General features: G+C 38.8%; 30 protein-coding genes. 26 read left to right on the plus strand and 4 right to left on the minus strand.

The features are described 5' to 3' along the window. The first annotated feature begins 7 nt into the window (after positions 1–7). The 3 genes from truA to rpsI all read left to right on the plus strand — a co-directional run bounded on the left by truA (position 8) and on the right by rpsI (position 1,761). A complete protein-coding gene (gene truA / locus HOO54_RS02645; protein WP_172292381.1) occupies positions 8–751 on the plus strand; it encodes a tRNA pseudouridine(38-40) synthase TruA in 744 nt (247 codons plus the stop codon). A 160-nt stretch (positions 752–911) separates the two neighbouring features. Continuing rightward, positions 912–1,349, plus strand: a complete 438-nt coding sequence (gene rplM / locus HOO54_RS02650) for a 50S ribosomal protein L13 (RefSeq protein ID WP_172292383.1) — start codon at positions 912–914, stop codon at positions 1,347–1,349. Positions 1,350–1,368: 19 nt separating this feature from the next. Continuing rightward, positions 1,369–1,761, plus strand: coding sequence for a 30S ribosomal protein S9 (rpsI, locus tag HOO54_RS02655; RefSeq protein ID WP_172292385.1), 393 nt, complete (start codon positions 1,369–1,371; stop codon positions 1,759–1,761). Positions 1,762–1,859: 98 nt separating this feature from the next. On the opposite strand, the gene HOO54_RS02660 is transcribed toward rpsI, so the two are convergent. The 4 genes from HOO54_RS02660 to HOO54_RS02675 form a co-directional block, all read right to left on the minus strand. Continuing rightward, positions 1,860–3,002 (minus strand): site-specific integrase, encoded by a 1,143-nt coding sequence (locus HOO54_RS02660; protein ID WP_172292387.1) that lies wholly within the window; start codon positions 3,000–3,002, stop codon positions 1,860–1,862. 33 nt (positions 3,003–3,035) lie between these two features. Then, positions 3,036–3,236, minus strand: a complete 201-nt coding sequence (locus HOO54_RS02665; protein WP_172292389.1) for a hypothetical protein — start codon at positions 3,234–3,236, stop codon at positions 3,036–3,038. A 186-nt stretch (positions 3,237–3,422) separates the two neighbouring features. Further along, positions 3,423–3,947 carry a PH domain-containing protein gene (locus tag HOO54_RS02670; RefSeq protein WP_172292391.1) on the minus strand — a complete coding sequence of 175 codons (525 nt, stop codon included), beginning with the start codon at positions 3,945–3,947 and terminating at the stop codon, positions 3,423–3,425. Between the two features lie 113 nt (positions 3,948–4,060). Beyond that, complete coding sequence (locus HOO54_RS02675) at positions 4,061–4,468, minus strand: helix-turn-helix domain-containing protein (protein ID WP_172292393.1); 408 nt, start codon at positions 4,466–4,468, stop codon at positions 4,061–4,063. Positions 4,469–4,621: 153 nt separating this feature from the next. Between HOO54_RS02675 and HOO54_RS02680 the strand changes: the two genes are divergently transcribed. The 23 genes from HOO54_RS02680 (at position 4,622) to HOO54_RS02790 (ending at position 14,397) form a co-directional block, all read left to right on the plus strand. Beyond that, positions 4,622–4,840, plus strand: a complete 219-nt coding sequence (locus HOO54_RS02680; RefSeq protein ID WP_172292395.1) for a helix-turn-helix transcriptional regulator — start codon at positions 4,622–4,624, stop codon at positions 4,838–4,840. Positions 4,841–4,843: 3 nt separating this feature from the next. Next, on the plus strand, positions 4,844–5,179 hold the full coding sequence (locus HOO54_RS02685) for a hypothetical protein (protein ID WP_309244853.1): 336 nt from the start codon (positions 4,844–4,846) through the stop codon (positions 5,177–5,179). Further along, complete coding sequence (locus tag HOO54_RS02690) at positions 5,180–5,872, plus strand: ORF6C domain-containing protein (protein ID WP_172292399.1); 693 nt, start codon at positions 5,180–5,182, stop codon at positions 5,870–5,872. Positions 5,873–5,939: 67 nt separating this feature from the next. After that, positions 5,940–6,500 (plus strand): helix-turn-helix domain-containing protein, encoded by a 561-nt coding sequence (locus HOO54_RS02695; RefSeq protein WP_172292401.1) that lies wholly within the window; start codon positions 5,940–5,942, stop codon positions 6,498–6,500. Next, complete coding sequence (locus HOO54_RS02700) at positions 6,497–6,754, plus strand: YqaH family protein (protein WP_172292402.1); 258 nt, start codon at positions 6,497–6,499, stop codon at positions 6,752–6,754. Before HOO54_RS02695 ends, HOO54_RS02700 begins: the two co-directional genes overlap by 4 nt. Continuing rightward, the gene (locus HOO54_RS02705; protein ID WP_172292404.1) at positions 6,751–6,894 is read left to right on the plus strand and encodes a hypothetical protein; all 144 of its coding nucleotides are present in this window, start codon (positions 6,751–6,753) and stop codon (positions 6,892–6,894) included. The genes HOO54_RS02700 and HOO54_RS02705 overlap by 4 nt, the downstream gene beginning before the upstream one ends. Continuing rightward, positions 6,884–7,081, plus strand: a complete 198-nt coding sequence (locus tag HOO54_RS02710; RefSeq protein WP_172292406.1) for a YqaI family protein — start codon at positions 6,884–6,886, stop codon at positions 7,079–7,081. The genes HOO54_RS02705 and HOO54_RS02710 overlap by 11 nt, the downstream gene beginning before the upstream one ends. A gap of 109 nt (positions 7,082–7,190) precedes the next feature. Then, positions 7,191–7,382, plus strand: a complete 192-nt coding sequence (locus tag HOO54_RS02715; RefSeq protein WP_172292408.1) for a hypothetical protein — start codon at positions 7,191–7,193, stop codon at positions 7,380–7,382. After that, positions 7,379–8,287 carry a hypothetical protein gene (locus HOO54_RS02720; RefSeq protein WP_172292410.1) on the plus strand — a complete coding sequence of 303 codons (909 nt, stop codon included), beginning with the start codon at positions 7,379–7,381 and terminating at the stop codon, positions 8,285–8,287. Before HOO54_RS02715 ends, HOO54_RS02720 begins: the two co-directional genes overlap by 4 nt. Further along, complete coding sequence (locus HOO54_RS02725; protein WP_172292412.1) at positions 8,244–9,050, plus strand: PD-(D/E)XK nuclease-like domain-containing protein; 807 nt, start codon at positions 8,244–8,246, stop codon at positions 9,048–9,050. The genes HOO54_RS02720 and HOO54_RS02725 overlap by 44 nt, the downstream gene beginning before the upstream one ends. Positions 9,051–9,221: 171 nt before the next feature. Next, entirely contained in the window at positions 9,222–9,458 is a 237-nt protein-coding gene (locus HOO54_RS02730; RefSeq protein WP_172292414.1) for a DUF7667 family protein, read from the plus strand. Positions 9,459–9,506: 48 nt separating this feature from the next. Continuing rightward, on the plus strand, positions 9,507–10,499 hold the full coding sequence (locus HOO54_RS02735; protein WP_172292416.1) for a hypothetical protein: 993 nt from the start codon (positions 9,507–9,509) through the stop codon (positions 10,497–10,499). After that, positions 10,489–11,271, plus strand: a complete 783-nt coding sequence (locus HOO54_RS02740) for an ATP-binding protein (protein WP_172292418.1) — start codon at positions 10,489–10,491, stop codon at positions 11,269–11,271. The genes HOO54_RS02735 and HOO54_RS02740 overlap by 11 nt, the downstream gene beginning before the upstream one ends. 11 nt (positions 11,272–11,282) lie before the next feature. After that, positions 11,283–11,432, plus strand: a complete 150-nt coding sequence (locus HOO54_RS02745; RefSeq protein WP_172292420.1) for a hypothetical protein — start codon at positions 11,283–11,285, stop codon at positions 11,430–11,432. Beyond that, entirely contained in the window at positions 11,432–11,641 is a 210-nt protein-coding gene (locus HOO54_RS02750; protein ID WP_172292422.1) for a hypothetical protein, read from the plus strand. The genes HOO54_RS02745 and HOO54_RS02750 overlap by 1 nt, the downstream gene beginning before the upstream one ends. 93 nt (positions 11,642–11,734) lie before the next feature. Then, a complete protein-coding gene (locus HOO54_RS02755) occupies positions 11,735–12,160 on the plus strand; it encodes a RusA family crossover junction endodeoxyribonuclease (RefSeq protein ID WP_172292424.1) in 426 nt (141 codons plus the stop codon). After that, on the plus strand, positions 12,139–12,351 hold the full coding sequence (locus tag HOO54_RS02760; RefSeq protein WP_172292426.1) for a hypothetical protein: 213 nt from the start codon (positions 12,139–12,141) through the stop codon (positions 12,349–12,351). The genes HOO54_RS02755 and HOO54_RS02760 overlap by 22 nt, the downstream gene beginning before the upstream one ends. Before the next feature lie 120 nt (positions 12,352–12,471). Continuing rightward, positions 12,472–12,648, plus strand: a complete 177-nt coding sequence (locus HOO54_RS02765; RefSeq protein WP_172292428.1) for a hypothetical protein — start codon at positions 12,472–12,474, stop codon at positions 12,646–12,648. Next, entirely contained in the window at positions 12,635–12,799 is a 165-nt protein-coding gene (locus HOO54_RS02770) for a hypothetical protein (protein WP_172292430.1), read from the plus strand. Before HOO54_RS02765 ends, HOO54_RS02770 begins: the two co-directional genes overlap by 14 nt. Positions 12,800–12,880: 81 nt before the next feature. Further along, entirely contained in the window at positions 12,881–13,084 is a 204-nt protein-coding gene (locus tag HOO54_RS02775; RefSeq protein ID WP_172292431.1) for an XtrA/YqaO family protein, read from the plus strand. Between the two features lie 32 nt (positions 13,085–13,116). Beyond that, the gene (locus HOO54_RS02780; protein WP_172292433.1) at positions 13,117–13,338 is read left to right on the plus strand and encodes a hypothetical protein; all 222 of its coding nucleotides are present in this window, start codon (positions 13,117–13,119) and stop codon (positions 13,336–13,338) included. A gap of 27 nt (positions 13,339–13,365) precedes the next feature. Then, positions 13,366–13,509 (plus strand): hypothetical protein, encoded by a 144-nt coding sequence (locus HOO54_RS02785; protein WP_172292435.1) that lies wholly within the window; start codon positions 13,366–13,368, stop codon positions 13,507–13,509. A gap of 78 nt (positions 13,510–13,587) precedes the next feature. Beyond that, the gene (locus tag HOO54_RS02790; RefSeq protein ID WP_172292437.1) at positions 13,588–14,397 is read left to right on the plus strand and encodes a DNA adenine methylase; all 810 of its coding nucleotides are present in this window, start codon (positions 13,588–13,590) and stop codon (positions 14,395–14,397) included. The last annotated feature ends 58 nt before the right edge of the window (positions 14,398–14,455 follow it).

Here is a 14,455-nt window from a genome sequence, read left to right on the forward strand (position 1 = left end):
AGATGCCATGAGAATAAAGTGTACAATTTCATATGATGGCCATCTTTTTTTCGGCTATCAAGTTCAGCCTGGAAAGAGAACGGTTCAGGATGAACTAGAAAAGGCTTTAAAAACTCTTCACAAAACACAGGAACGTATTCCTGTCGTGGCTTCAGGCAGAACTGACAGCGGTGTTCATGCTCTCGGACAAACGATTCATTTTGATAGCCCGCTCCTGATTCCAGAGGAAAAGTGGCCCTATGCATTAAATGCCCTGCTCCCTGATGATATTGTGGTAAACAAAGCGGAATTGGTCGATGAGCAATTCCATGCGCGGTTCTCTGTGAAGAAAAAAGAATATCGTTATCTGATTGATAGAAGCAGACATCCGGATGTATTTAAACGATTTTATGCATACCATGTTCCATATCAACTTGATGTCGAAAAGATGGAAGAAGCTTCTCAGTATTTGGTTGGTACTTATGATTATACAAGCCTTTGCACAGCCAAAACTGACGTGCAAGATAAAGTCAGAACCGTTTATGAACTGGACTGGTCTGAAACGGTTGACGGTCTGCAAATGAGGATTGTCGGCAACGGATTTTTGTATAATATGGTCAGGATTATCACTGGTACGATCCTTGAAGTTGGAACAGGAGCAATCTCTCCTGAGGCTATCGAGAAGATCATTCAGGCAAAAAATCGGGAAGCGGCAGGGCGAACTGCACCTGCTCATGGACTATATTTATGGAACGTCATCTATGACAACTAATCCTGGTGTAACATTTTCTTGACAGTAGGTACAGAAAGTTATATTATGTTATATGGTATGTATTTCAACCCCACGATAAGCCCCGGAACTTATTGTGTTTTGAAATAGAACGTAATCTAAGTTTATTGTAAAATGACAGATCATTTAGGAGGGAAATTCAATGCGTACAACACATATGGCTAACGCAAGTACAATTGAACGCAAGTGGTTGGTTGTTGATGCTGCTGGCAAGACTCTAGGACGTCTTTCAACAGAAGTTGCATCTATCCTTCGCGGAAAACACAAACCAACTTACACACCACACGTTGACACTGGAGATTATGTGATCATCATCAACGCTGAAAAAATCGAGTTAACAGGTAAGAAGTTAACTGATAAAATCTACTACCGTCACACTCAACATCCAGGCGGTTTAAAATCAAGAACTGCTCTTGAAATGCGTACAAATTACCCTGAGAAAATGCTTGAGCTTGCAATTAAAGGCATGCTTCCAAAAGGTTCTCTAGGTCGTCAAATGTTCAAAAAATTGAACGTATACCGTGGTTCTGAGCATCCACATGCAGCACAAAAACCTGAAGTTTACGAACTTCGCGGATAATTAAAGGGAGGTTACTAATTTGGCACAGGTTCAATATTACGGTACTGGACGTCGTAAAAGCTCTGTAGCTCGCGTACGCCTAGTTCCTGGAGAAGGCCGCATCATCGTGAATAAACGTGATATCAACGAATACATTCCATCTGAAGCGTTGATTGAAGATATTAAACAACCATTAACTTTAACTGAAACAACTGGAAGCTACGATGTTTTAGTCAATGTTCATGGAGGCGGATATGCCGGACAATCAGGCGCAATCCGTCACGGTATCGCTCGCGCTCTACTTGAAGCGGACCCAGAATACCGTTCAACACTAAAACGCGCTGGACTTCTAACTCGTGACGCTCGTATGAAAGAACGTAAAAAATACGGTCTTAAAGGCGCTCGTCGTGCACCACAGTTCTCTAAACGTTAATTTATATACGTTTAAAGCCCTTTTCTGGTTAATCAGAAGAGGGCTTTTTTTGCTAGAAGTAGATTTTTGACCACATTTTGACCACTTTTATGGTTTTTTTATAATTCCATGTATTTTTTGAAGATTTCTGCCGTTCTTTCTTTTGTTGCTTTTGTGACATGAGTATATATGTTCATCGTGGTTTGGATTTCTTTATGACCCAAACGTGTTTGTACTTCTTTAATGGATGCTCCTGCTTCAAAAAGGATTGAGGCATGAGAATGTCTGAAACCATGAATAGTAATTCTGTGAAGATTGTTTATTTTATTAATTAGTCGGTTCAGTATGTCATTTGGATAAGCAAGCCTTAAGGGCCTCATATCGTCCCTTATAAGAACATATTTGGCGTCTAAAGTAATCCCATTAGACAAGAGTAATTCCTTTTGCTGAGTTCGCCATTTTTTAAGTATTTGAGCAGTTTGGTCATCGATAGTAATAATCCGTTTGGAATGATATTTCTTTGTAGTTTGGACTACTTCTTTTCCATCTTTAAAAAACATGGTTTGCTTAATGTTGATTGTTTTCTCTTTTAAATCAACATTGCTCCATTCTAATGCAATGAGTTCCCCCTTACGCATTCCAGTAGAAATGAGAATAAAAAACATAACATAATCTTGCAGTTTGAGTTGTTCGTTTGCCTTTTTAAGAAATAGTTTTATTTCGTCTTTTTCCCAAAAATTTCGTTTGTCCTCGTTATTAGATAGAAATTCTTCTTCTTTTTTCGGAATTACAACGTATGCCATTGGGTTTTTTGTTATGTAATCCATTCTTAAAGCATATTTAAAAACGAGGTTAGCTTGGATTTTAACATCATGGACAGAATCTATCTCTTTGGCCATTTGATTAATCATCTTTTGGCAATATGCTTTTGTAATGTCTTTCATTTTCAATTTCCCGAATCGCGGAAGGATATGTTTATTGAATTTTGATAATTTAGAGATCTGTGTACTTTGCTTAATTGTTTTCGAGTGAATAGCCCACCATTCTTTATAAATTTCCTCATATGTGAAGTAGTTTCGAATAATATCATTATTATCAATTTCCTTTTGGAATTCAGCAGCAGCAGCAACGGCTTTTTTTTTTGTATTAAATCCCCTTCGGGTAGTGGTTTTTCGATTTCCTGTAACGGGATCGGTTCCTGTTCCTATTTTAAAAAGCCATTTATAACCAGCCTTTGTTTTATATTTTTGGAATGAAGCCATGTTATCATCCTTTCAAACCAATCGTTATTTTTATTACTTTAATCTTAAACAAGACATAGCTTTTATGAATTCAACCCACTGTTCTTTAGATGTCTTCTGACTATCAAGAACTATAGAGTACATATCATTTTGTGTGAAAACACAGCTTCTAACAGGCTTATAACTAATATGAATGTCTTTTTCTTTGGAAATCTGTTCAATCCTTTCATGGATTTTGCTTTCCCCATCTCTCATTTTAAGGCCCCCTATTAATATGTGTATTGCCATTATAAGAAAAGCTCACCTTCTTTTGTGGTTAAAAAGTATCCAATTTATCAATTTTCACAAAAATAGGAACACAAGGTCTTATTTTACCACGAAATTCGAACATGTGTTCTGTAATTAGTGTAAAAAAAACCCTAAAAAAGGGCGTGTTTAAAATTAAGGGTTTAATAGTTGCTTTTTTTTGATTGTGAATTCTTCTTCAGTAAGGATACCGTCGTTTTTTAGTTCGGCCAGCTTCTTTAATTCGTCAGCAACTGAAGAAGCGGCAGAATTGGCAGAAGCCCCCGCATAATCATCTTTTTTGTACTGCGCATCTTCGATTCTATCTTTTATATAATTGATGAATTCGCCAATATTGCTGTCTTGAATCCATTTCATGCTAACCTTATTTCCGCTAGTATAAAACTTGATATAATGTCCCATTAACTTTTTCCCTGATTCAAAGCTGCTTATTTTTGAATAAGGGAACGTTTCGGACTCATAGCCTGTCAATTTTTTTGAGAAAAAGAAAAGTTTTTTGTTTGTTGCTATAAAGGCCCCGTTTTTAGTGGTTTTATTCCCCATCCAATCTGTTTCATATACCCCAAAAATGGCGCTTTCTATTACTTCGTTGTTATCAAGATACTGTCTAGATTGATCAATTAATTTTTGTACCTTTTTCGGGAATTTCTTTTCACCCATATTATCACCTCCCAGTTCATAATCAATATGTCTTTTATAATAGGTCAAATCTCTCTCTATTTCAAGATTATCATTCCATTTATGTTAAATGCTACATACAGATAAAACAAAAATCACCCTTCATTCTCATCTTTTTTTGGAGGGTATTTGCGACTCTTAACATCCCCAGGCTTACGTCGGTACTTCAATTGTTCAATGATTAATTCAAGGGCTGTATTTAACATTTCATCTGTGACTTCCTCGCCGTCAAGAGGCGTAATATTAGCTTCTTTACTATCTAAAAGTCTTTTCGCTTCTTCTGTGAAAATCTTGTTATGTTCTTTCGGATCGACGCCACGAAGTAAATAGTCGATCGTAACGCCAAAAAAATCAGCTATTTTAATAAGCGTATCATAATCAGGTTGACGATGCCCTCTTTCATAATTGGCGTAAGTCCCTCTATGAACACCTATTTTTTCAGCCATCTGTTCTTGAGTAATTTTTTTGGATTTTCTGAGCGCTATCAGATTTTTATTAAACATAAATTACACCTCTTTAACAACCAATTATAACGTGTCAAAATGAAACAAAAAAGTTTTGTGTCAAAACGACGAAAAAACATTGACAATGTTTCTAAACGACGATAATATAATAAACAAGTGATTCGATTCGACACAATAAAGGGGTGAAACAACATGAGAAAATGGCTTATCGAACACCGAGGTAAACGTAGTCAAGAAACGATAGCCAAAAAAACTGGCATCTCACGTGGAGCCTATGCCAACATTGAGTTAGGTAAAAGGAACCCGTCGGTTCAAGTAGCTAAAAGAATTGCAAGGGAGCTTAATTTCAATTGGACAATTTTTTTTGATGAAAATGTCGTCGAAACGAAACAAAAATCCCACTCAGCGTAGGAGGTGATTAAATTGGCTAAACTCGGGATCTCACTTGATAACTTGGCAGATGAGACGATTTTCGAAATTGTTAAATCTCTTTGTGAAAAAGCCTATGAGAAAGGAATAGAGGACGGGGCGAAAAGATACTCGTTTCCTCCAATATTAAAAAACACTCATTTGCAAGAGATTTTCCAAATTAAATCAGCAGCAGTTACAAGGTTAACAGGAATTGATTCTTTTCCAAAATTAAAAACTATTCAAGCTAGGTATCCGCGTGACCTCGTTTTTGAATGGATTAAACAAAATTCAACCTGGGTTGAAGAAAACACAAACTATTTTAAGAAAGGCGCGAGTTAAATGTACCAATTACAAACATTCAAAAATGAAATATTTGAAGTTTCTGCCAAAGTTGAAAATGATCAAATTTTATTTGATGTTGAAAAAGTTTCAAGAAGTTTAGGTTTTAAACAAATCAAAAATAAAAAAGAATACATCAGATGGGAAACAGTTAACAGATATTTAAAAAAATATCTTTCCCAAGATGTTGGGAAAGGCGATTTCATCCCAGAACCACTAGTTTATAAGCTAGCATTCAAAGCTAAAAATGAAGTCGCAGAACAATTTCAAGATTGGCTAGCGATTGAAGTCATCCCAACCATAAGAAAAACAGGCCAATACGGTGGCCCAAGAATTTTATCCGAAAGAGAACAGCGAATCGAATCTCTTAAACTCTTACTTGAAACATCACAGCGCCAAGACGAGATGACAAGAGTCTTGAACATTCATGAAAGTCAGCTAGTTGAACTGAACACAAAAGTGGATGAACAAATCACACTTGACCACGGAGAACAGCGCCGGCTTCAAAAAGGCGTTGCACGCCGAGTCTATTCTTTCACGGATGACAAAACACAAGCGGCCAGGCTTTTTAAGGAATTGTATCGTGAAATCAAAGACCGGTTTGGGGTTGCTAGCTATAAAGATTTGAAGCGTAGGGAGCTGTTCACCGCGATCAAATATATTGAAAGTTGGGTTCCTCGAAAGGTTTCTTAAAACCTTTGCGAGTCCCCCTATTAATAAATATTACCAATGAAAATCCAATAATTCAGGAGGCGAACAAATGTCGAACAATCCATATAATCTAGCAAATTTATACAAGATTCTCCATATAGAGAGAAAAAAAGCTTGTTTAACCCAATTTCAAATGGGGAGATTGCTTGGAAAAAAGGATCAATCGTATGTTTCAAACGTTGAAAATGGTCTGGTTACATTAACGCCTGATCTTTGTATTAAGTGGTTTGAAGCATGTGAAGCCTATGAACATATCGATCTTGTACATTACCTTTTCAAGCTTCATCCTGTGGCAGCTGCTCCAATCGATCCTGCATTAAACGAAAGTGTGAGTACCGCAGTCATCAACATGGTCCATCAGCTAGAAGAAGCCTTACAAGCTACTAAACATCTGGCGCAATGGGTGGCAAGAGATCGCCCAGGGCGGACTGAAGATTTACCGATGAACGATATCAAACAGATTTTTGACTTGATTCCAGCCAATAAAACATTGATTTACTCATTATCAAGAAGCCATGGTCTCAACATGAAAGAATTAGCTGATAGATGGACGAAGAAAGCATTGATGGATCAAGTGGCGATGAGAAAAAAGGAGGCGGTATTAGCATGAATACAAGCGACTTTTTTAAAGATGATATCCCACGAGTGAAACGGAAAATAGAATCAGCTGAGGAGTTATCAACCATGCTTTTAGAAGCATTGAGAGATAGTGACTATGAAGAGGCGATAAGTTTAGCGGGAAGCATCAAAGTGTTAACTGAGGACATCAGTCGTCTAGCAAACAAAGGGAAACTGTATCAAACAGCTATGAAGATGCAACAAAGAGGCGTCAATCTAGCCGTCATACGGAGGTATGTCAATTGATGGTTCACTTTGTTCATAAACCAGTCAAAGCGTTAGAAGTTCGGGCTTGGTGTGCAAGAATACGAAACTATCCAGAGTTACATATCTTATGGGACGAAAGAGCAGCTAAATACAGAAAGGAGCTTTCAAATGATGATTGAAAATCCAATGGTTTTAAACAACTGGCATGACAGACTTACAGAGCCGGAAACAAAAAAGGATTTCTTTGGAGATGAAGTGATGCCAACGGATGATTATGTCATTGATTGTGGAGAAGTGATTTTAATAGAGAACTTGGAAAGATACTTAAAGGAGCAACTTGGGTTTGAGTTTTTTGAGGGGCAATAAAAAAAGAGCCCACTCACAGGATAAGTGGGCGATGGCAAATAAAAAAAAGAAAAATAAAGATGAAAATAGTTTATCAAACGACTCTTAAAAAATCAAGGGGGTTTTGAATATGGCAAAAGCAATCACTGCACCATTTAGCGAAAGACCTGGTGATCAAGACCGGCTGACACAGGTTGGAGGTTCTATCTTTATCGATAAGAGAGGAAAGGTTCTATTTCGTTTTCCCTCTATGGATGCTTATCGAGAATGGCAAAAGCTAGGCATAGAAGCCTATAAAAGAAAGGTGGAAGCAGCAAAATGAACGGATTATCTAAGGTTGATTATTCAGACTATGTTCAGAAAAGCAAGCAGACCACAAGCGTTACTACAGAAGCAATAGTAAGCCGTCAGGCACAGGAAGTACAAGCGGCTATGGTTATTGCAAAAAAGTTTCCGCGTGATGTTTATGCAGCTTTTGATCGTATAAAAAAAGCATGTGAAAGAAGGTTATTAGCCGAAAATGCAGTTTATGAATATCCGCGTGGGGGTTCAAAAGTATCTGGTCCTTCTATTCGACTAGCTGAGGCTTTGGCACAGAACTGGGGAAACATTGATTACGGCATCATGGAATTAGAACAAAAGGCCGGGGAATCCTCTGTAATGGCTTACGCTTGGGACCTTGAAACAAACACTCGACAAACAAAGATTTTCACTGTTAAACACGAACGGAAAGCACGAGGGAAAATTACAAAGCTTGATGATCCACGTGATATTTATGAAATGGTAGCAAACCAAGGAGCGCGCCGTGTTCGTGCCTGCATCCTTGGTGTTATCCCAGGGGATATAGTGGACGCTGCGGTCGATATGTGTCAAAAAACCTTAATCAGTGGACATAAAGAACCTTTGGAAGACCGGCTACGAAATGCTATGACGCTCTTTAAAAAAGAGTTCGGTGTGACAAAAGAAATGATCCAAGAGTACATCGGTAGCAACTTAGATGTATTTACAGAACAAGACTTTTTGAAAATAGGCCGCATCTACACCGCTCTACGTGATGGTATGGCTAAAAAAGAAGATTACTTTAACACCAAAGCAACAGGTGCAACCAAATCTAAGGCAGAGGAAGAATTCAAAAAGCAGAAAGAGAAAACAGGACACGATCATAAGGCGGGTGATCCTGCTCATGCGGACGGTTCCGAGGCTAACCAAGGAGAATTATTACTCTAACGAGATTGATAAATATTACATGTCAAATTCGCAATATAAAAGCTTTCTAAAGTGCGAGGCAGCAACTATGGCTGAGATTAAAGGAGAATGGAACCCTCCAACTTCGGAGGCCCTTCTCTTCGGCCAGTACGTTCATGCTTGGTTGGAAGGAGAACAGGCTTTTGATGAGTTTAAGAAAAACACGCCTTCTTTATTTACTCAAAAAGGTCAACTATACAAGCAGTATCAATTGGCTGATTTGATGATTGAATCTATTCAAAATGACGACCTGTGTATGTTCGTTCTTTCAGGAGAAAAAGAAGTGATGATTACAGCAGAGTTGTTCGGTGTTCCTTGGAAAGGCAAGATTGACGTTTATAATCCTGCTGGCGGACGTTTCACGGATTTAAAAACTGCCCGATCCTTGCGCGAAAAAGTATGGGATTCAGAAATAGGTTATTGCTCTTTTGTAGAGGTAAACGGCTATATAACGCAAATGGCATTATATGCCGAAATCGAAAAACGGATGACAGGCCGTTCAGAATGGCTTGAACCGTTGATCGTTGGAGTATCAAAAGAAGATCCACCTGATAAAGCTGTAATCAATCTAGATGAAGCTCGAATGGAAATTGAACTTGAGGACGTTGAAAAGCGAATGGATCGCATTATTCAGGTGAAATACGGTGGAGAAAAGCCAAAGCGATGCGGACAATGCAAATATTGCCGGTCTACTAATCAATTAAATTATATAATCCATTTTTCTGAACTGATTGAAAGTTATTGATGAAAGGCGGCGTTTGAAATGAGAAGACTCGCTCGCAAATGGTCGAGGATGTCGCAGAAACAGCAAGAAAGAATTGAGAATATCACGGCCGTCGTTCTTGCGGCTCTCCTATACGGATGGCATGTGTTAATAGGTTATCTAATCATTTCACTTTGAAGGGAGAAACGTTATATGTGGGGAGTACATCAAAGATTAGCAGAATTATGGAACATTCAGAGCAATCAAAGGGCGCTGACTGAGGAAGAAATGAGCGAATTTAAAATCTGTCTGGATGCAAACATGCACAAGTGTCGTAAGGTAGCCGCCTTGAAAAACTTGTCGCTGCTTGCATCCATGACAAATGATAATGACTGGCAGCACGAACTTTGCAACCAGATCGAGGAATTATATGCGGATTTCCACTCATAAAGAACGCAAGATATTCATTTAAAAATGACTTAAAAGGAGGCCACGGCTTTGAACGGTTTGCTATTAGACGAATATCCCTTAATTGTCATTCCTTCTTTGGCAAAAGAAATCGGATTGAACGAAGCGATAGTTATTCAACAAGTCCATTATTGGTTAAAGTCTTCAGGCAAAGAAATAGAAGGTCGGAAATGGATTTATAACACCTACGACGAGTGGTTGGAGCAGTTCCCATTCTGGTCAAAAAGCACCTTGAGGCGAATCGTCTCGAGTCTTGAGGAATCTGGATTGTTGATTACAGGAAACTTCAACAAGATGAAAGCTGACAAAACAAAATGGTACTCAATTGATTATGACCGACTGTTCAAAATGAGCAGAGGGAGTGTTCAAAATGAACAGTCGGACTGCTCAAATTGGACACATGAGAGTGTTCAAAATGAACAGAGCAATACCAGAGACTACACAGAGACTACATCAGAGACTAACAATAAACCGAAAATTGAAAAACAGGATATCAGCAAAGATGATTCATTTCAAAGTGAACTGAAATCAGTTGGACTTAAAAACACAAATCTTTCAAGTGTTGAAGAGATTGAAAAATTCACAGAACTGATGATTCAAAAAGAGATTCTTCCAGTAGGGATCAAAACAAGTATCTTAGTTCAATATTTTGACTGCCTTCGACTTACTCGAACAACTGGGAAAATCTCAGCTAATGTCTTAAAAAACCATGTTGAAAAAATGAGTAAGTACAACGTTGACCAGCTGCATTATGCAATGTGGATACATGTGGACAAATACGATGATCGAAACGAAAAATACACGCTTGGCATTCTTAGAAACACCGATGATCACGAAGCGCGGAAGGGTCTCATGAAATTGATGAATCAGGGAGGTAATCGGAAAGGTGAACAGTTTAGAAAATACCCTAAAGCAGTTGGAGAAATCGAATCCGAGCCTTGCCAGGAGGCTGAAAGACTCGAAGCACTTGCAAGGGAAAAAGGTTTATCCGGAAAGATACGAGACACTTACTGTGATTTCTGAGGAAAGCTGCATTTACAAGCAATGTGACGGGTCGGGGCTTATCTGGATTAAGGATCATCAAGAAAATATAGAGTTCATGAAAGAATGTCCTTGCAAGGCTGTAAAACTTTTAGAAAAAAAGCTGTTGGGCGCTCGGTTGCCGGAAGAATTTAAAGATGTCACCTTAAACTCATTTGAAGTTGATGTGTATGAAAAGGACATCTCAAAAGAACGAGCAGCCAATGCAAAACGAATTGCTAAAAACTATATTCTGAAATTCGAGCAAATGCAGGAGCAGGGCAAAGGCTTATATTTTTACAGCCATGAAAAAGGGAGTGGGAAAACGAGACTGGCCGCAAGCATTATGAAGGCTATTACTAAAATGTACGACAAGTCAGAGAGTCCATTGAGAATCATTTATTCGTCAACAGCTGACTTGATTGGAGAAATCAAAAAGACTTTTGAAGAGGGTTCGAAGATAAAAACATCTGACATTATAGAGGCTGCAAAAACAGCAGATTTGGCTATCTTTGATGATATCGGTGTAGAGAACGTGAAAGGTTGGATTGAAGAAACGTTCACTCGCATTCTGGAATTTAGACTCCAAAATAAAAAACCGACCATTTTCACAAGCAATTTAGGAATTGATGAACTGGACAAAAAGTATCCAGATGGTCGCATCAGTAGCAGGGTTGAAAAACTTGCCTTTCCTGTCAGGATGCCAGACGAGAAGATCAGAAGTAAGATTGCAAAACAAGAAAATGAACAGCTACTGCAAACACTTTTTGAATAAGGGGAGTAACTATGAAAAACTATCAAATCATTCCTTTGATGTCAGGAGTATACGAATTGTCGCCAAGGAAGACAGGGAAAGGAAAAGACCTGACACCAGTTATCAAAATGCTAGAAGCGAAAATGCGCGAAATGGAAAAAACGATAAAGGAGAGCGCCTAATGGGTGTTTATATCATGCTTGATCATTGCAATTTTGATTGGAAGCCGGAGGAAGTTGAAAAAATTGAATCTTACTGGCAGGGCGGTTTACCCATTGAAAGAATTGCAAAGATCGTGAAACGGCCGGTAAAAGAAGTCTTTCTCTTACTCTATGACCGTGCGGAATTGGGGCATATCAGGGAAAGAGAAGGCGGGATATTCGGTGCTTGAGCAAATAAAAGCTGCATTTGAAATCATATTGCTAGCTGGATACAGAGAAAAACAGATTCAGCAGTGGATTGAGGATGATGGGAGGTAAGGAGAATGATCACCCTTAACATACCCGTTACACCAATGGGAGCCGTTCGAATGACTGGGCGTGGCAAATTCGTAAAAAATAACGCTCAACGGTACTTAGCGTATAAAGACTTCATCAAGTGGGAAGTAAAGAAGCAGATAAAAAGCGAACCTTTTGAGTCGGGAGCGCTTCATGTAGATATAACTTTCGTTATGCCCATTCCAAAAAGCTGGTCAAAGAAAAAACAGCAGCAATCCATCGGTAGGCTACATACCAAAAAGCCGGACATCGACAATCTTGTGAAAGGTGTGTTCGATGCTCTAAATAAAATCGCTTGGAATGATGATAACCAAGTTTCAGAAGTGACTGCTTGTAAAAAGTACGGTGAAAAGCCAGGAATTGAAGTTCAGATCACAAGGACGACAGAAGAATGGGAACAGCTAAGCGTCTGATTATACGCTATAAAAACGATTACGGGCGCACTGTGGGGCATAACACCCTTTGGGTGAACATTGATAGTCTAATAGAGTTAAAACGTCGCTACGGCTTTTTAAACGACGATTTAGAGTATATTGAAATCGAGGGCGTTGAATACGATCTCGACAAGGTAAGGGCAGCACTCAAAAGAAAAGGTTATCAATGACAATTAACTTTCCGTAAAAATGCAAGTAAACAGCGGAAAGGTAGATAAAATCTAGGTTCTGAATGTCGATTTTTGACGGAATACGATGAAAAGAAAACGCTTTTTTTAAGGGAGGTAAGCATGACTAGGCGTGTTGTTCAGTGGATGGCAACAAACTATGATTCTGAAAATCTACAGGTGATTACCGTTTTTGAAGAAGGGTTAAATAAACAAGCTGCTAAATGTCAAACACCGTTCTGTAGAAGGCATGGTGTGCTTTACAGAAACAAAGGGGGAAACAATTATGAGTTCAAGTAGAAACTGGAGATTGCCGGGTGAAGTCAAAGTTTGGAGGATGACGGAGAGAGAACGTCAAGCATACATCAAAAAGCATCCAATCATCTTCAGAGAGGATCTAAAACCGTCACCAGCTTTCACAATGGAAAAATGGGACTATAGACTCTATTAAAAATGAAAAAAGCACCGAAGCAGCTGCCTCTGTGCCTTGATATGAACTGGTACTTCTATCATAGCACAGGGGGACTGTCAGGTGAACAAACCTAAAGAAATTTCTATCAATGATGATCTCACATTCTCAGGGAAGATTGAGCCGAACAAGCTCATGGTACTGATCGTGGACGGCTCAACAGGGACAGTTAAGACAACCGATGTCCCATTCCATGGCCAATTAACAATTGAAACAGTCAACGGAAAATTCAAACGTTTAGATCATAAAATCGGATTCAAATTATAGCAGGGGATTTTCCCTGTATGGGGAGGAACAAAATGAAAACGATCAAGTCAATATCTTATCATTCAGATACTTATGTTGTTGGCGAAGCATACAAACCGCCAAGTTTCACTGACGGGGCAACGGTAACAAGCATTACTGATAATCGAAACGCTTTTCGACATAACGATGGAGGTTTTGAGGTTCGTTTTGATACAGGGGATATATTACGGATTCACTCAAATGATGTGGTTGTTCATTTTGAGCCTATGGAATAACACTCCGTAGTAAAGGAAGTGACAAAAATGAAAGAGTGTTCAAATTGTGGTGATGAATTTCAAACAGATGAAGGTTATCCAACTAATCAAAAAAACAGGTTTGAATGTTGTTGTTCGCTAAGCTGTTGGCTTGAGTTTATAGATGAAGCGCCTTGGAAAGAAGAAAGCTGACTAAATCACAGTTTAAGAAAATAACGCCATAGTGTTCAGTGGTAGTTGACTCAAATTGTTAAGTAAGGAGGATTGTAAATGACTACAGTTTCACCTTTGATATGGTTCGGAGGAAAAGGCAAGCAAGCAGAGTATATTATAAGCAAAATGCCGGGGCACAAAGTCTATATTGAGCCATTCGGAGGAGCTGCACATGTTATCTCACAAAAGAGCAGGATTAACCATGAGGTCTATAACGACATTGATGGGATTGTTGTGAATTTCATTCTCCAATCCATTGAGAATACAGAAAACCTTATTGAAAGGTGCTCAGTACTTCCGTACAGCCGTGAGTTATATGAGAAGTACAGAAAAGAAGAAATGCCTCGAGATCCATTAGAGAGGGCTGTAAGATTCTTTTACTTAAATCGGTCAGCCATATCAAAGGGGAACTCAGAGGAAGTACCAAAAACAGGATGGAGGCATAGCACCAGCTCGAGTCAAAATCCGGCAATGGGATATGTAAATGCATGTGAGAAAATAAGGACTTTCGCAAAACGGGTGCAGGGTGTAATGATTGAAAGGCTGGATTTTAGAACCATCATCGAAAAGTACGACTCGGCCGAGGCATTGTTTTATGTTGATCCACCCTATGTAGGGCGAGAGAAGTTTTACGCAGGAGGGTTTACATTAAAAGACCATTACGAGCTTGGAGAACTGCTCAATTCAGTTCAAGGGAAAGTGATTGTTTCTTACTACGATGATCCAATAATCAATGACATATACGGGCACTGGAACATAGAAAGGCATGGAGCATTTAAACAGGCTGTAGGCGGTCAGAATGTAGGTGGCCAAGCAGAGGAATTGTTAATAATGAATTACGAAACAAAGCAACTGAGTTTATTTTAGGTGCTGCATAGTCCGAAGAAAAAGCGCCATATGTTCAGTCGTAGTTGACAAAAATAGC

It is taken from the genome of Bacillus sp. WMMC1349 (genome assembly GCF_013155385.1).
Taxonomy (GTDB): domain Bacteria; phylum Bacillota; class Bacilli; order Bacillales; family Bacillaceae; genus Bacillus.

Excerpts from the sequence above, each read along its gene's own strand:
- truA (WP_172292381.1), top strand. The coding sequence starts at position 8 with ATGAGAATAAAGTGTACAATTTCATATGATGGCCATCTTTTTTTCGGC.
- rplM (WP_172292383.1), top strand. The coding sequence starts at position 912 with ATGCGTACAACACATATGGCTAACGCAAGTACAATTGAACGCAAGTGG.
- HOO54_RS02660 (WP_172292387.1), bottom strand. The coding sequence starts at position 3,002 with ATGGCTTCATTCCAAAAATATAAAACAAAGGCTGGTTATAAATGGCTT.
- HOO54_RS02665 (WP_172292389.1), bottom strand. The coding sequence starts at position 3,236 with ATGAGAGATGGGGAAAGCAAAATCCATGAAAGGATTGAACAGATTTCC.
- HOO54_RS02670 (WP_172292391.1), bottom strand. The coding sequence starts at position 3,947 with ATGGGTGAAAAGAAATTCCCGAAAAAGGTACAAAAATTAATTGATCAA.
- HOO54_RS02675 (WP_172292393.1), bottom strand. The coding sequence starts at position 4,468 with ATGTTTAATAAAAATCTGATAGCGCTCAGAAAATCCAAAAAAATTACT.
- HOO54_RS02680 (WP_172292395.1), top strand. The coding sequence starts at position 4,622 with ATGAGAAAATGGCTTATCGAACACCGAGGTAAACGTAGTCAAGAAACG.
- HOO54_RS02690 (WP_172292399.1), top strand. The coding sequence starts at position 5,180 with ATGTACCAATTACAAACATTCAAAAATGAAATATTTGAAGTTTCTGCC.
- HOO54_RS02695 (WP_172292401.1), top strand. The coding sequence starts at position 5,940 with ATGTCGAACAATCCATATAATCTAGCAAATTTATACAAGATTCTCCAT.
- HOO54_RS02700 (WP_172292402.1), top strand. The coding sequence starts at position 6,497 with ATGAATACAAGCGACTTTTTTAAAGATGATATCCCACGAGTGAAACGG.
- HOO54_RS02710 (WP_172292406.1), top strand. The coding sequence starts at position 6,884 with ATGATGATTGAAAATCCAATGGTTTTAAACAACTGGCATGACAGACTT.
- HOO54_RS02715 (WP_172292408.1), top strand. The coding sequence starts at position 7,191 with ATGGCAAAAGCAATCACTGCACCATTTAGCGAAAGACCTGGTGATCAA.
- HOO54_RS02720 (WP_172292410.1), top strand. The coding sequence starts at position 7,379 with ATGAACGGATTATCTAAGGTTGATTATTCAGACTATGTTCAGAAAAGC.
- HOO54_RS02725 (WP_172292412.1), top strand. The coding sequence starts at position 8,244 with ATGCGGACGGTTCCGAGGCTAACCAAGGAGAATTATTACTCTAACGAG.
- HOO54_RS02730 (WP_172292414.1), top strand. The coding sequence starts at position 9,222 with ATGTGGGGAGTACATCAAAGATTAGCAGAATTATGGAACATTCAGAGC.
- HOO54_RS02745 (WP_172292420.1), top strand. The coding sequence starts at position 11,283 with ATGAAAAACTATCAAATCATTCCTTTGATGTCAGGAGTATACGAATTG.
- HOO54_RS02750 (WP_172292422.1), top strand. The coding sequence starts at position 11,432 with ATGGGTGTTTATATCATGCTTGATCATTGCAATTTTGATTGGAAGCCG.
- HOO54_RS02755 (WP_172292424.1), top strand. The coding sequence starts at position 11,735 with ATGATCACCCTTAACATACCCGTTACACCAATGGGAGCCGTTCGAATG.
- HOO54_RS02760 (WP_172292426.1), top strand. The coding sequence starts at position 12,139 with ATGGGAACAGCTAAGCGTCTGATTATACGCTATAAAAACGATTACGGG.
- HOO54_RS02765 (WP_172292428.1), top strand. The coding sequence starts at position 12,472 with ATGACTAGGCGTGTTGTTCAGTGGATGGCAACAAACTATGATTCTGAA.
- HOO54_RS02770 (WP_172292430.1), top strand. The coding sequence starts at position 12,635 with ATGAGTTCAAGTAGAAACTGGAGATTGCCGGGTGAAGTCAAAGTTTGG.
- HOO54_RS02780 (WP_172292433.1), top strand. The coding sequence starts at position 13,117 with ATGAAAACGATCAAGTCAATATCTTATCATTCAGATACTTATGTTGTT.
- HOO54_RS02785 (WP_172292435.1), top strand. The coding sequence starts at position 13,366 with ATGAAAGAGTGTTCAAATTGTGGTGATGAATTTCAAACAGATGAAGGT.
- HOO54_RS02790 (WP_172292437.1), top strand. The coding sequence starts at position 13,588 with ATGACTACAGTTTCACCTTTGATATGGTTCGGAGGAAAAGGCAAGCAA.